The 13528-nt window shown below is 62.9% G+C and carries 12 protein-coding genes and 1 pseudogene; 4 read left to right on the top strand and 9 right to left on the bottom strand.

The genetic code is table 11. The features are described 5' to 3' along the window. Positions 1-43: 43 nt before the first annotated feature. Positions 44-409, bottom strand: a complete 366-nt coding sequence (locus tag QCE73_RS26620) for a hypothetical protein (RefSeq protein ID WP_035510125.1) — start codon at positions 407-409, stop codon at positions 44-46. 294 nt (positions 410-703) lie between these two features. Between QCE73_RS26620 and QCE73_RS26615 the strand changes: the two genes are divergently transcribed. Continuing rightward, positions 704-898 carry a DUF3563 family protein gene (locus tag QCE73_RS26615; protein WP_035510123.1) on the top strand — a complete coding sequence of 65 codons (195 nt, stop codon included), beginning with the start codon at positions 704-706 and terminating at the stop codon, positions 896-898. A 24-nt stretch (positions 899-922) separates the two neighbouring features. Here QCE73_RS26615 and QCE73_RS26610 read toward each other — a convergent pair whose 3' ends face one another. Together QCE73_RS26610 and QCE73_RS26605 are read right to left on the bottom strand one after the other, a co-directional pair. After that, positions 923-1606 carry a response regulator transcription factor gene (locus tag QCE73_RS26610; RefSeq protein ID WP_035510151.1) on the bottom strand — a complete coding sequence of 228 codons (684 nt, stop codon included), beginning with the start codon at positions 1604-1606 and terminating at the stop codon, positions 923-925. Positions 1607-1771: 165 nt separating this feature from the next. Then, a complete protein-coding gene (locus tag QCE73_RS26605; protein WP_309884301.1) occupies positions 1772-3121 on the bottom strand; it encodes an ATP-binding protein in 1350 nt (449 codons plus the stop codon). A 468-nt stretch (positions 3122-3589) separates the two neighbouring features. Between QCE73_RS26605 and QCE73_RS26600 the strand changes: the two genes are divergently transcribed. Together QCE73_RS26600 and QCE73_RS26595 are read left to right on the top strand one after the other, a co-directional pair. Continuing rightward, the gene (locus QCE73_RS26600) at positions 3590-5119 is read left to right on the top strand and encodes an MDR family MFS transporter (protein WP_309884300.1); all 1530 of its coding nucleotides are present in this window, start codon (positions 3590-3592) and stop codon (positions 5117-5119) included. Between the two features lie 10 nt (positions 5120-5129). Then, entirely contained in the window at positions 5130-5882 is a 753-nt protein-coding gene (locus tag QCE73_RS26595; RefSeq protein ID WP_035510115.1) for an AAA family ATPase, read from the top strand. A 6-nt stretch (positions 5883-5888) separates the two neighbouring features. Here the strand turns inward: QCE73_RS26595 and QCE73_RS26590 are convergent, their stop codons facing one another. The 3 genes from QCE73_RS26590 to QCE73_RS26580 form a co-directional block, all read right to left on the bottom strand. Next, the gene (locus QCE73_RS26590; protein ID WP_309884299.1) at positions 5889-6110 is read right to left on the bottom strand and encodes a hypothetical protein; all 222 of its coding nucleotides are present in this window, start codon (positions 6108-6110) and stop codon (positions 5889-5891) included. 124 nt (positions 6111-6234) lie between these two features. Then, positions 6235-6462: a hypothetical protein gene (locus QCE73_RS26585; protein ID WP_035510109.1), complete on the bottom strand. Its 228-nt coding sequence runs from the start codon at positions 6460-6462 to the stop codon at positions 6235-6237. A gap of 178 nt (positions 6463-6640) precedes the next feature. Further along, positions 6641-8449, bottom strand: coding sequence for an alkaline phosphatase D family protein (locus QCE73_RS26580; protein ID WP_309884298.1), 1809 nt, complete (start codon positions 8447-8449; stop codon positions 6641-6643). Positions 8450-8768: 319 nt separating this feature from the next. On the opposite strand from QCE73_RS26580, the gene QCE73_RS26575 reads away from it, so the two are divergent. Continuing rightward, on the top strand, positions 8769-10718 hold the full coding sequence (locus tag QCE73_RS26575; protein ID WP_309884297.1) for a PAS domain S-box protein: 1950 nt from the start codon (positions 8769-8771) through the stop codon (positions 10716-10718). 50 nt (positions 10719-10768) lie between these two features. On the opposite strand, the pseudogene QCE73_RS26570 reads toward QCE73_RS26575, so the two are convergent. The 3 genes and pseudogenes from QCE73_RS26570 to QCE73_RS26560 all read right to left on the bottom strand — a co-directional run. Next, positions 10769-11290 (bottom strand): annotated as a pseudogene (locus tag QCE73_RS26570) (transposase); the annotation flags it as partial. Between the two features lie 627 nt (positions 11291-11917). Then, positions 11918-13339 (bottom strand): glycohydrolase toxin TNT-related protein, encoded by a 1422-nt coding sequence (locus tag QCE73_RS26565; protein WP_309884296.1) that lies wholly within the window; start codon positions 13337-13339, stop codon positions 11918-11920. Continuing rightward, a partial coding sequence (locus QCE73_RS26560; RefSeq protein ID WP_309885312.1) for a hypothetical protein occupies positions 13339-13528 on the bottom strand: 190 nt, incomplete at its 5' end. The genes QCE73_RS26565 and QCE73_RS26560, both read right to left, overlap by 1 nt.

Here is a 13528-nt window from a genome sequence, read left to right as displayed (position 1 = left end):
CAGTAATTCGCGCTAGAGCCTGCCGGTGCGTGCGATTGCCGGCTCATTCCGGCGTGCGCTTTTCCGCCAGTGCGCGGCGGCAATCGTCGAACACCTGTCGCACGACATCCGATTGATAGTTGAGGTCTTCACTGTCGAGGATTTCCTCGACGGCTTCGCGCGCCCAGTCCGCTTCGAGCATCGCGCAATGCTGCGTGGCGATTTCGCGTGCGATGGCGGCGAGCTTCGCGACCGTGAGCCAGTCGGCGAGCCGCTGATGCCGGTCGAGCCATTTGTGCGCGGCCTGCACGTGAAACGAGGCCGCCGGCCAGTCGCCGTTCAGGTAATACGCGCCGAGACTGCCGCACGTGAGCCAGCAGAGCAACTCGACGCGGTCGCGGGCACTGAGGATACGAGACACATCGTTCATGGCGGCCTTCACGAGAGACGATCGACGAACGCGAATCACGCACGGCGTCTCGCATGGAAACCCGCACGTCACCCCTATAAAAGCACGATAGCACGGGATGGTGCGGCGCGGCAGTGCCTGCCCGCAGTGCGATCCGATGCACGGTGCGTTGGCGAACGCTTCGTCATGCGAAGAGCGGATTCGCGCATGAGAAGGCGCTCGGCTGCGCTCTCATTCTTCTCTAATTCGCCGGGCATAACCTGCTTTGCGTCGGCCCCACTCTTACCGGCCTTCTCTCAACGACGGGAGCACATCATGTTTGAACGTCTTTCGCAGTCCATCGACAATCTCTTCTCCCTGCGCACGACGGACGATCTCCGCGACGCCTATCTCGCGTCGTCGAACGATCTCGCCGATCTCGAACGCCGCATGCGCCAGGTCGAAACGCAGGATCACGACTACAGCATGTACTTCTGCGGCGCGCTCGGGCGGCATCACGATCAGCCATGAGCCGCGCCGCCCATGCAATGTGCGCTACTTGGCTTCCTCACGGCCCGCCTGCCCGAGCATCACGGTCCAGCCGAGGCCCCGCACGTTGCGGATCACGCCCGCGCCGAATTTCTTGCGCACCGAATGGATCAGCACGTCGACCGCGTTGCTCTCCACTTCCTTGCCCCAGCCGTAGAGGCGGTCTTCCAGTTGATCGCGCGAGAAGATCGTGCCCGGGCGTTCGAGCAACGCGTGCATCAGCGCGAATTCACGTGCGGAGAGCACGCCCGAAGTCTCGCCGCAGGTGAGCGTGCGTTGATCGAGATTGAGGCAGATGGAATCGTCGCCGAGGCGCGAAACCGCGTAGCCCGCCTTGCGCCGCAGCACCGCGCGGATGCGCGCGAGCAGTTCGGGCATGTTGAACGGCTTGAGCAGATAGTCGTCGGCGCCGAGATCGAGGCCCTGAACGCGGGTATCGACATCGTCGCGCGCGGTGAGGATCAGCACCGGCGTCGCATTGCCGGCCGTGCGCGCCTGCCGCAGCAACTCGATGCCCGTCATGCCCGGCAGGCCGAGATCGAGCAGCACCACGGTGTATTCGGCGGCGTCGAGCGCCTCGCGGCCCGCGTTGCCGTCGCGGACCCAGTCGACGGCGTAGTCCGCGTCCTTGAGCGCACGCATGAGGCTCGTGCCGATCTGCACGTCGTCTTCGATCAGGAGAATTCGCATGTTCCACCTCGCGGGTCGCGAGAATGGCGCGCGCCAGGCGCCCGGAATGCGGCCGAAGGAGATGAAACGCACGACCGGTCTTTTCGACTCTTTTCCGATCGACGAGGATCGCTTCGCGCCACGCAGCGAATGCATTGTAATCGGCGCAAATGCGCGCGCAAATCCTTATGTGTGCAATGCCGGCACGGCGGCGTTTTCGCTGACTTCCTCAACTGGAAAGCCGATCGAAGCGACGATGCCCGAGTGCCCGTCGCCGCGGTTTCTGAGCGTGACGTCGCCGCCGTAGCGCGCGGCGATCGCCTTCACGATGGACAGGCCGAGCCCGCTGCCCTCCACGTCCGGGTTCGCACGGAAGAAGCGGTCGAACACGCGCGGCAGCAGTGCTTCGTCGATGCCCGGGCCGTCATCGACCACATCGATCCAGACCATGTCGCCGTCGCGCCGCATGCGCAGGTCGATCGTGCCGCCATCCGGCGTATAGCGCACCGCGTTCGACACGAGATTCTTCACCGCCATGCCGATGTCCGTCTCCACCGCGCGCACGTGCGCATTCACCATTTCCTCCGCGCCGATGTCCATGCCGCGCGCGATGGCAATGGGCAGCACGTCGGCGACGGCGTCGGTCACCACTTCCGCGAGATCCACGCGTGCAAGCGGCGCGCCGTTCACGGGCGCATCGGCGCGCGCGAGCCGCAACAGTTGCGCGATGAGCTTGCCGCTGCGCGCGATGCCCTTGCGCAGTTCCTGAAAGCGCTCCTGATTGCCGGCGACGATATGCGGCGCGAGATTGTCGGCCTGAAGCTGCAGCGCGGTGAGCGGCGTGCGCAGCTCGTGCGCCGCGTCGGCGATGAACTTGCGCTCCTTTTCGATCGATGTCGCGAGGCGCTCGATCATCGTATTGATCGAATGGATGAAAGGCTCGATCTCAGTTGGCACGCCGACCGTCGGCAGCGGTTGCAGATGACCCATGTCGATGGCCTGCACCTCCGCGCCGAGTTCGTTCAACTGCCGCAGCGAGCGCCGCACGACGAGCGCGACCGCGATCCACACGAGCGGCAAAAGGACGGCGATCGGCCAGAGCGTTTGCGTCGCGGCTTCCTGCGTGATCTCGCGGCGCACGGACGAACGTTGCGCGACCTGAATCGTCATGGTCGGTTCCTGGCGCGTGAAGATGCGCCAGTGCTCGTCGTTGACGTCGACGCCGGAAAAGCCCGGCTGCGCGTCGCGCGGAAAATGCAGCGACGGGTCGGTGGTGCGAAACGGCACATCCTCGCCGGGCTTCCAGACGACGGCGACCACGTCGCGCTCGTCCTGCGTGCCGCGTGCGGGATTTTTCGGCAGGCTGTCGGCGAGTCCCTCGCGCAGACGGGCCGCCACCTGTTCGAGCCGCATGTCGAGCAGCGCGCTCATGCCGGTCTGGCTCAACTGATACGAACTCACGCCCTGCACGACGCCGATCACGCTCACGAGCAGCCCGAGCGCGACGACGAGTTGATTCTTCAATGATTTGATCATTCGGGTCCGCCGCTTCGGAAAGGAACGGGGCGATTCAACAGTCCGTTCGATTTTAGGCGACATTCCCGGAGATTTCGGTCTGAAAGACGACATGTGCATGACCGTTGCGCCTTGAGCGCGTGGAAGAAAAAAGGCGTCGGTCCGATGACGGCCGACGCCAGGGGCTGAGGAGAGTCGAGAAACGTGGAGCGGGCCGCTAAGTGCCGGGGAAGCGCGCCGCCCGTCCACGTAAAGAAGCGTAAGCGCGAAGAATTAGCGTTGAATGAGCGCGCCGCGCGCTTCGTCGAGCAGCGATTCCCGTAGCGGGATAACATTGCATCCGGCGCTTATTCATCGGCGACATTGCTTCGGCTGCAAGGTTTCCGCAAGCCTGAGCGTCGCTGCCGCATCTCCATCTTTCGAGCATGGCCCGCTTGCGCGCATCGTTTGTCGATTCGCGCGGCGCGCGATATGCCATTCCATCACCGCATGTCACAGACCAGAAAAACCGTTCGTCCCCTCGTCATTGCAGCGGTCATGGCCTCGATGGCCATGGTCGCGATCGAAGCCACCATCGTCTCGACCGCGATGCCGCAGATCGCGACGCAGCTCGGCGGCCTCAATCTCTATAGCTGGGTGTTCTCGTCGTTCCTGCTCACGCAGACGGCGCTCACGGTGGTGTTCGGCAAGCTCGCGGACCTGTACGGCCGCAAGCCGGCGATCCTCGCGGGCATCGCGATCTTTCTGATCGGCTCGGTGCTCGCGGGCTTCGCCTGGTCGATGCCCGCGATGATCGTGTTCCGGCTGATCCAGGGCGTCGGCGCGGGGGCGATCCTGCCGGTCGCGCTGACGGTGGTCGGCGATCTCTATCCGGCGCGCGAGCGCGGCAAGGTGCAGGGTTATCTCGCGAGCGTCTGGGCCGTGTCCGCCGTGCTCGGCCCGATGGTCGGCGGCCTTCTGATCCGCCAGTTCTCGTGGGCGTGGATTTTCTGGATCAACGTGCCGATCGGCATTCTGGCCGCCCTGCTCTTCATCCTGTTTCTTCACGAAGAAAAGCGTCACGGCCGCCCGGCAATCGACTTCGCGGGCGCGTTCTTCTTCACGACGGCCGTCGCCGCGCTGATGATGACGCTCACCGATGCCGGCCACGCGAGCAATGCACGCGTGGGCACCGAGATCGCCGTGCTGGTGCTCGCCAGCGTGTGCTTCGTGGTTCAGGAGCGCCGCGCCGCCGATCCGATGATCTCGTTCGGCCTGTGGTCGCACCGGCCGATCGCGGCGAGCAACGTCGCGACCCTGCTCGCCGGCATGGCGATGATGGGCCTCACCACGTTCCTGCCGATGTACGTGCAGGGCGTGATGCATCGCACGCCGGTGGAAGCGGGCCTCGCGCTCACGATGATGATGATCGGCTGGCCGAGCGGCGCGACCTTCACGTCGCGCTCGTTCAGCCGCATCGGGTTGCGGCGTCTCCTGATGATCGGCCCGGTGTTCATTCCGCTCGGCGCGTTGCCGTTCGTGCTGCTCGGACCGCAATCGAGCCCGGTCTGGGCGGGCGTCGGCTCGGCGGTGCTGGGCTTCGGCATGGGCATCACGAGCGTGTCGTGTCTCATCCTGATTCAGGAAATCGTGCAGCCGCACGAACGCGGCAGCGCGACCGCATCGAACCTGTTCTCGCGCAATCTCGGCAACACGCTCGGCGCGGCCGTGTTCGGCGCGGTGCAGAACTATGGCCTCATCCATACGGACGGGCTGCCGGCCGTGCACGCGGATCAGTTGAAGCAACTGCTTTCGTCGGTGCCCGGCGACTTTACGGCCAACAATGAGATCCGTCTCGTGCTGCATCACTCGCTGCATCTGACCTTCACGGCGATGTTCGTGATCGCGCTCGGCACCGTCATCGCGATGCTGTTCATGCCGAAGATCGAGATCGGACGCGCGAAGGAAACCGTCGAGAAAGTCGGCGCGGACGGCGCATCCAATGCCGCGAAAAACGCCGCGAATCAGGCCTTCCACTAGACGCGCGGCGATGCTCTCGACCCAGTTCATCAGCCGCATCACGCTGCTGCGCGACAAGGCGCCTTCGTTCGACGCCTATCCGTTTTCGCTGCCCGCGGTGCGCGCGCTCGATACGCTGGAGCCGCATCGGAAGGTCACGTTTCTCGTCGGCGAAAACGGCTCGGGCAAATCGACGCTGCTGGAGGCGATCGCCGTTTCGATGGGCTTCAATCCCGAGGGCGGCACGAAGAACTTTCGCTTCGGCACGCGCGCGTCGCATTCGCCGCTGCATGAATATCTGCGCATCGCGAAGGGATTCAAACGGCCGCGCGACGGCTTCTTTCTGCGCGCGGAAAGCTTCTTCAACGTGGCGACGGAAATCGAACAGCTCGACGACGAACCCGGCTTCGGCCCGCCGATCATTTCGTCATACGGCGGCAAGTCGCTGCACGAGCAGTCGCACGGCGAGTCGTTTCTCACGCTGTTGATGGAGCGCTTCGGCGGACAAGGGCTTTATCTGCTCGACGAACCCGAGGCCGCGCTGTCGCCGCAGCGCCAGCTTGCCGCGCTCGCGCGCATCCACGATCTCGTCAACGACGATTCGCAGTTCATCATCGCCACGCATTCGCCGATCCTCATGGCCTACCCCGACGCGTGGATCTATCAGTTCACCGCGAACGGCATCGAGCGCGTCGCCTATGAAGACACCGAACACTTCAAGGTGACGCGCGCGTTTCTCGCGAATCCCGAACGCATGTTGCGCACGCTGCTCGGCGAGCGCTGAGCGTCTTCAATCCTGCGACTGAAGCAGCGGGCTTTCGTGCTTCACGGTTGCGACGCTCGCGCTGGCGGGCTGGCTGTCGCTTGCCAGCGTTTCCGCATCGGCGAGATAGCGCGACAACAGCGCGTTGTCGTCCATGTAGTACGTCATGGGGCCGTGGCCGCGCGCGAGCGCATAGCATCCGGCGATCAGCGCCGCAACGAGGACGATGCCGATGAGTCTTCCTGTCATGGTAGTGCTCCTGAGGGTTTCCAAGATTCACTTCATGGGCCCATTCGCACTGCCTGCCACAGGCTCGACCCACGAGCGCGTCCCGCCGGCGTGACCGGCAGGACGCGAAGTCATGCAACCGCATTCAGTCCTGCGCTTGCATGAGCGGGGTGTCCTGCTTCGATTTATCGACGCTCGCATCGTTGCTCTGCTGCGCGTCCTGCGCGATGGTCTGCATGTTCATGCCTTGTTGCGACATGGGCGCGCCGTCCATCGGCGAGTAGTACGGCGCGGGGCCATAGCCGCTCGCCATGGCATAGGAAGCGCCCGCGAGCGCCGCGACGAAGATGATGCCTTTGAGATTGCCGGTCATGATAGTGCTCCTGAGGGTTTCACATGGTCACTTCAATCGGCCTCATTGCACTGCCTGCCAGCAAACGACCTCTGAAATGTCCACGCAGTCTACGTGCGCGGACTGGCGTTGAAATCCCCTCAAAAGCAAGGATAGGAATGGATGGATCGATGCCTTATGTATGGAGCGCGTTGCGTATTCAGATGTTGTCCTCGACGGCGACGGATACCGCACCCGCATTGATCGTCAGTCGCGTGCGCTTTTGCAGCGGACTTTGCGGCGCGGTGCCGTCGGCGTTGAGGAACTTCATCTTGTTGAAGATCGCGATGAACTGCGTGGGCGTGACCGTCGCGGATGCATAGCCGATGCCATCGTGATCCGCGTACAGCATGTCCGGATTGTTCTGGCGGATGAAGCTGTCGAACAGCGCGGAAGAACTGATCAGCGAAGCGAGCGGCATGCCCGCCGAATACGTCTTCACGTCTTCGAAGAAGGGCTGGCTGCTGATGCCCGCCGACATCAGATCGATCATCACCGGCGTGCCTTTCGCGGGATCGGGTACGTCGCGCACGATGCCCGCCTGGAACGCGTGCAGATCGCCCGTGATCGCGACGAGGTTCGTGATGTTCTGCGTCTTCACGAACGACATCAGATCCGCCTTGTGCGACGGATAGCCGTCCCACGCATCGCAGTCGAGCACGAACACGACGTTGTCGGGCACCGGCGCGATCGACGTGAGATCGAGCCACAGGCGGTTCATCATCACTTCGTTGCCCCACACTTTCCATATCGACGTGGAAGCCTTCAGCGTGTCCTTCCACCATTGCGTCTGAGTGGGACCGAAGATCGACGGCACGCGTCCGAGCCGCTGCGTATCGGCTGCCTCGAACTGCGCGAGCACGGGCTGCGGCACGAAATAGCGCGAGCCGACGAGATCGTTGCCATTGACCGGATCGTGCCCGAGCGCCTGCGCGATGACCGCTTCGCTGACGACGTGATCGTCGCGATAGAGCCGCTCGTCGGTCATCACGAGATGCATCAGCGAGCCGAAGTGGAAGTCGCGATAGATGCGGATATTGTCGTAGGCCGCGTTGTTGAGATCGAACGACACGTCGCCCCAGTCGACCGGCAGATACTCCGCCCACGCCTGATTCGCATTGCGGCGGCGCGCGGTCTGCTGGAGGTTTGCGTTCGTGTAGGTCTGGTGATCCTGCCAGCAGTCGTCGGAGAACTCGTGATCGTCCCAGATCGCGATCACCGGAAAACGCGCGTGGACGTTCTGCAGGCGCGCGTCGCCCCGATAGGTGCGATACAGCGTGCGATAGTCGTCGAGCGTATTCGCGTAGGTGCCGCCGCTCGGCAGCGTAATCGTCGGATGCGCGGGCTCCACGGTGCCGGGTTGCGCGGCAAAGCCCGCCTCGTAGATGTAATCGCCGAGATGCACGACGAAGTCGAGATCGGTTTCCGCGGCGAGGAGCGACATCGCCTGCCAGTGATTCGCGCTCCAGTTCTGGCACACGAACCATGCGAAGCGCAGTTGCGGGATCGCTTCGTTCGCGGCGGGCGCGGTGCGCGTCGTGCCGGTCACGCTGACGTCGCTGCCCGCGACGAAACGGTAGTAGTACGTCGTCTTCTCGGCGAGGCCCGTGACCTTGGTTCGCACCGTGAAGTCGTAATCCGCCACGGCGCTCAAGGGCACGCTGGCGATGAGCTGCGCGAAGTCCTGCTGCGCGGACACTTGCAGCGTCAGCGCGACCGGCGACGGCGACGCCGCCGCATTGCCCCCGTTCGCGACGCAACGGGTCCAGAATACCGCCGAGACGTCGCGCGGATCGCCGCTCGCGACGCCTTGCGGGAACGCGAATGCGCCCGCCGGCGACGGCGTGGAACCGCCGCTTCCGGGATTGCCGCCGTCGTCGTGATCGCCCGAATGGCAGGCCGCGAGCGTGCCGGTGGCGGCCGCTACGGTATAAAACGTGGAGAGCGAGAGGAAGCGGCGACGGTCCATGAGAGCCTCCGTTTGCAGACGTCGATGCGGTGCACGACAGACGGGAGTTCGCTGGATGCGTCGAGCGGACAATCCGACGGATGAGCGAGGCTCTCTTTCGGATATGAAATGATTAAAGCTATAAACCACGCCGCGCACTGTCAAGGGACGTTTCCGTGACGGCGCCGCTTGGCTACCGCTTGTTACAAAGGTATCGGTGCACGACGCCATCAGCGGGTAGACTGTCGTGGGCGGCTTTGTCCAGCTGACGTCCACCCGTATGCGCCAGCTACGCCGAAACGCAATACCTCACTTCACTGCTGCGCCGACGACCCTAACCATGACCAGATCGAGATCAGCCGTCCCCCAGGTCGGCGTCGCAGGCCCGGCTTCGATCGAGCACGCGCTGAACGACGCGCAGTATCACGCGCTCGTCGATGCGATCGAAGACTGCGCGATTTTCATGCTCGACCTGAGCGGCCGCATCACGAGCTGGAACAAGGGCGCGCGCAAGATCAAGGGTTATGAGGCGCACGAGATCATCGGCCAGCATCTGTCGCGCTTCTATCCGGCGGAAGCGGTGGCGCGCGGCTGGCCCGAATACGAGCTGAAGCAGGCGTACGCGACCGGCCGCTTCGAAGACGAAGGCTGGCGCGTGCGCAAGGATGGCACGCTGTTCTGGGCGAATGTCGTCATTACCGCGGCGCGCAATACGAGGGGCGAGATCATCGGCTACGCGAAATGCACGCGCGATCTCACCACGAAGCGCGCCGAGGAGGAGAAGCTGCGTCTGTCGGAAGAGCGCTTCCGGCTGCTCGTGGAAAACGTGAGCGACTACGCGATCTTCATGCTCGATCCGGGCGGCCATATCGCGAGCTGGAACACGGGCGCGATGCGCATCAAGGGCTATCAGCCGTCGGAGATTCTCGGCAAGCATTTCTCGACGTTCTATTGTCCCGAGGATCTCGCCGCCAACGTCCCCGAGATCGAACTGCAGACCGCGATTCGCGCGGGCCGCGTGGAAAACGAAGGCTGGCGCGTGCGCAAGGACGGCTCGCTCTTCTGGGCGAACGTGATCATCACGGCGGTGTACGACGAGCATCGCGTGCTGCGCGGCTTCGCGAAGGTGACGCGCGACATGAGCGAGCGCAAGCGCCTCGAACAACTCGAAGTGTCGTCGCGGCGCATCAGCGAGTTTCTCGCGACGCTCGCGCACGAGTTGCGCAATCCGCTCGCGCCGGTGCGCAATGCCATCGGCGTGATGCAGATGGAAGCGGAGATGCCGCAGCGCGTCGCCGCGTGCCGCGACATCATCGACAGGCAGACATCGCATCTCGGCCGGCTCGTCGACGATCTGCTCGACATGGGCCGCATCACCACGGGCAAGATCGATCTGCGCATGGCGCGCGTGGATGTGAGCGATATCGTCGCGCGCAGCATCGAGCTCGTGCATCCTTTCATCGACGAGCGCGCACAACGCGTCGTCACGAAGCTGCCGCAGACGCCGCTCCAGGTCGTGGGCGACAGCACGCGGCTCGTGCAGGTGGTGCAGAACCTGTTGAACAACGCGTCGAAATTCTCGCCGCGGGCGAGCACGATCATCGTTGAAATCGAGTGCGAGACGAGCGCGCTGCTGCTGAAGGTGATCGACGCGGGGCGCGGCATTTCGCAGAAGGGCCTCACGACCATCTTCGATCTCTTCGTGCAGGAAGATCACTATCTAAATCCCGGCGAGGCGGGGCTCGGTATCGGGCTTACGCTGTGCCGGTCGATCGTCGAGATGCATGGCGGATCGATCAGCGCGTCGAGCGGCGGGCCGAATCAGGGCAGCACGTTCACGGTGCGCCTGCCCTACGCTTCCGACGACAATACGCCGCGGCCGCATCGCGTGCTCGCGCAGAGTGCGACGCAGGCCGCGGGCGATGGTCTGCGCATCGTGGTCATCGACGACAACCGCGATTCAGCCGACAGCCTCGCGATGCTGCTGCAGATGAAAGGGCATGACGTGCGCATCGCGTATCACGGCAAGGAAGGAGTCGATGTCATCCGGCATTTTCCGCCGGAGCTGGTTTTGCTCGATCTGGCGTTGCCGGATATGGATGGGTATGCGGTGCTGAGGACGCTGCGCTCGCAACGGCTCATCGGGCGCGCGACGGTGGTCGCGATGACGGGGTTCGGGCAAGAGGGCGACAAGGAGCGCTCGGCGCAGGCGGGGTTCGATGCGCATCTGGTGAAGCCGGTGGATTTCGAGGTGCTGGATCGGTTGTTGGGGAAGGTGGCGGGGGGTTGAGGGTGGGTGGGGTTTGCTCGCGCGATAACGCGTGAAGCCGATACGTCGCTGAGCGGGCGTTGCTGCCATTGCTCGACATCGGCCAGCACCTCGTCGGTGACCGTCGAAATCAAATCGGGCGAGACCTGCAGACCATACAGCGCCAGCAGATGGCCCTGAATCTCGCGCACGCTCATGTCGCGTGCATACATGCTGATGACGTAATCGTCGAAGCCGGGTAGCCGGCGTTGATACTTGCCGACCAATTGCGGCTCAAACGTCGCCTGCCGATCGCGTGGAATATCCAGCTTCAGTTCGCCATTGGGCGTCAGGACCGACTTGGGGTTGGTGCCTTTGCGGTGATTGCCGGGTTGGCCTTGCTCTGCCTCGGTTGCCAGATGGTGGCTCAACTCGGCTGCGAGCATACGCTCGGCCAGTTGTTTCTTGAGTTGGCCTGCCAAACCCGATTCGCCCAGAACCGACTCGGCATCCTTGTTCTGGACTTGCGCAAGCAATTGGTCGATCAGCTCGTCGGAAAACAGCTTTGGTGCCTTCGGGTTCTGGCTCTTTTTCATCACGGTTGCTTCGGTCATAGGACGTTATTCCCGTTATCGTCTCATGACCTCGGCACACTAAAATTCTGACAGGCTCCGCGCGCTGTCCGTTTCGCTGGAAGATCTGTTTACGGCCCGCTGACCACCAACCAACTCGACCAGGAGTTGATATGGCAGCTAACGCCAATCTTATAGCACGCCCACCCGTCACGGAACGATTCGTGACCATTCAGCAGACCCAGCGCTTCCAGAAGAACTGGACCACGCCCTCAAATCTGCGCACCGAGCCGCCCCTTTATCCGTGGCTCAAACTCGCCGGACGATGGATTCGAGCACGCCGGGTTCACAGCAGGCCAGCGCGTCAGAATCAACGTTGAACATGGGCGGCTCACCATTACCGCTGAGTAGACGAACACCGGGCCGCAGAAGCGGCCCTGTGTTCAAGACTAAATTCGAAGCATCTCTCGGATTCGGTCTAGAAATGCTTTGCAAGCAAGTTCTTCAGTATCGAACAATTGCTCATTTGTTCGTTTCCCTCGTTCACTGTAATACACGCTCCAGCGCCGATAACCTCCCACTAGGCACAGTGCCTCATCTTGGTCACGATCAAGGCAATAGCTATCTCGCGGAGCGTTGAGAGCAATAAGCCTGTTTTGCAGATCCTGTTTATTCACCGCATCCTCGCTTCAAATGACCGGACTCCACCAAATCGCCAACAGACTTAGGAAGCTTGAACTGCGTGCCTAGGCCCAACTCACCAAACCACGGTGCAATTCTTCCTTTCGCAACGTTCTCGATGGGCTTCGCCACCTCGTACACGTTATATGGTTTTTCATTGGATCCCGGAGGAAGCGCTCTTGCTCCATCCGGTGTACCGGCCGGTGATACATATGAACCGCCTTCGTAACCGTAGCGATCAACCTTCGCTCCAGGCTGAAGAGTAACGATCTCTTCCTTACCTAAAGATCCTTTGTTCGGTGGCCAATACGGTGCGATATCCGTACACGGCTTCTTTGTAGGGCATATCGGGCAAACACCGCCGGTTGTTTTTTGCAATCCAAGCGGATCAATCCACTGCACCAGGTTAGGGGCATATGCATACAGGTTGATCCCACCCGCCAGCCCAATCGGATCCTTACTAATAAACCGCCCGCTCTGCGGATCATAATACCGATGCCGGTTGTAATGCAGCCCCGTCTCGTCATCGAAGTACTGCCCCTGGAAACGCAACGGATTGCTGATCCCCGCCTTTCTCGCCGCCTGGCTGATGACCTCCTTCGCCTCGCCCCACGCCCGATACTGCGCACTCCACACAATCTCGCCGCGGCTATCCGTCAATTCCTGCGGCGTACCCAGATGATCGCATTGATAATAGTCGATCTGCGCGAACGCCACCGGCTCGGGCACCGTCACCCACAGCGCGTCCCGGTCGATATCGTAGCGCCCCTCATACACCGGCTGCGCATGCAGGTTGATGGCACCCTCGCGGCTCGCCAGCGCCAGCGGCGTGAAGCCGCCCGGCTCATACACATAGTGTTTCGTGCGCATCCGCCCGCTGGCCTGCGCATGGCCGCTCTCCCACGCCAGCGTATCGCCATCCCAGCCATATAGCACCGCGCGCGAGCCGCTCAAGCCTGTCGCTTGCTTCAGGATGCGTCGGCCCAGCGCGTCATAGTGATAGTCCACGCTCAATGCCGGACCGCTCGACTGCACCATCCGCCCAAACAGATCCCACCGATACTCGGTCTTCTCGCCATGTCGCACCCGGCGCGTCAGGTTGCCGTACTCGTCGTAGCTGTAGTGGGTGCCCGCATAACTCTTGAGCAGATTGTCCAGCAGGGTCGGCCGACCCATGATCCGGCTCACGTGCTCCGGCTGGCCGCGGGTTTCATTGACCCCAAAGTGGCGTGTATGCGCATCGTCGAGCAGGTTACCTGCCGGATCGAACGCGAAGCTTTCCTCGCCCAGCGCGCTCACCGCCGACAGCAACCGCCCCACCGGGTCGTAGCGGTAACTCAGGCTGCCGCGACGCATGTCGCGAATCGCCTCCAGCTGTCCCGCGCCGTCGTAGCGATACTCGCGCTTCATCAGCCATCCCGCACCTCCTGCCCCTCCGGCTCCCGCCATCCCGAGCGTGCCCGACGACCCATCGCGGCTCGCGGCGAGTTGCTGCAACTTGACAGTTCACTCGTGGCGCGGTCCAGCAGCACGATGATCTCGGCCTCGTCCCCGTCAATGCGCGCGAGTCCGGCTTCGAGCCCCGTCAGGGTGAAAAAA

The sequence above is a fragment of the Caballeronia sp. LZ029 genome, assembly GCF_031451275.1.
GTDB classification, from domain to species: Bacteria; Pseudomonadota; Gammaproteobacteria; order Burkholderiales; family Burkholderiaceae; genus Caballeronia; species Caballeronia jiangsuensis.
This window is presented reverse-complemented; position numbering and strand designations above follow the sequence as displayed.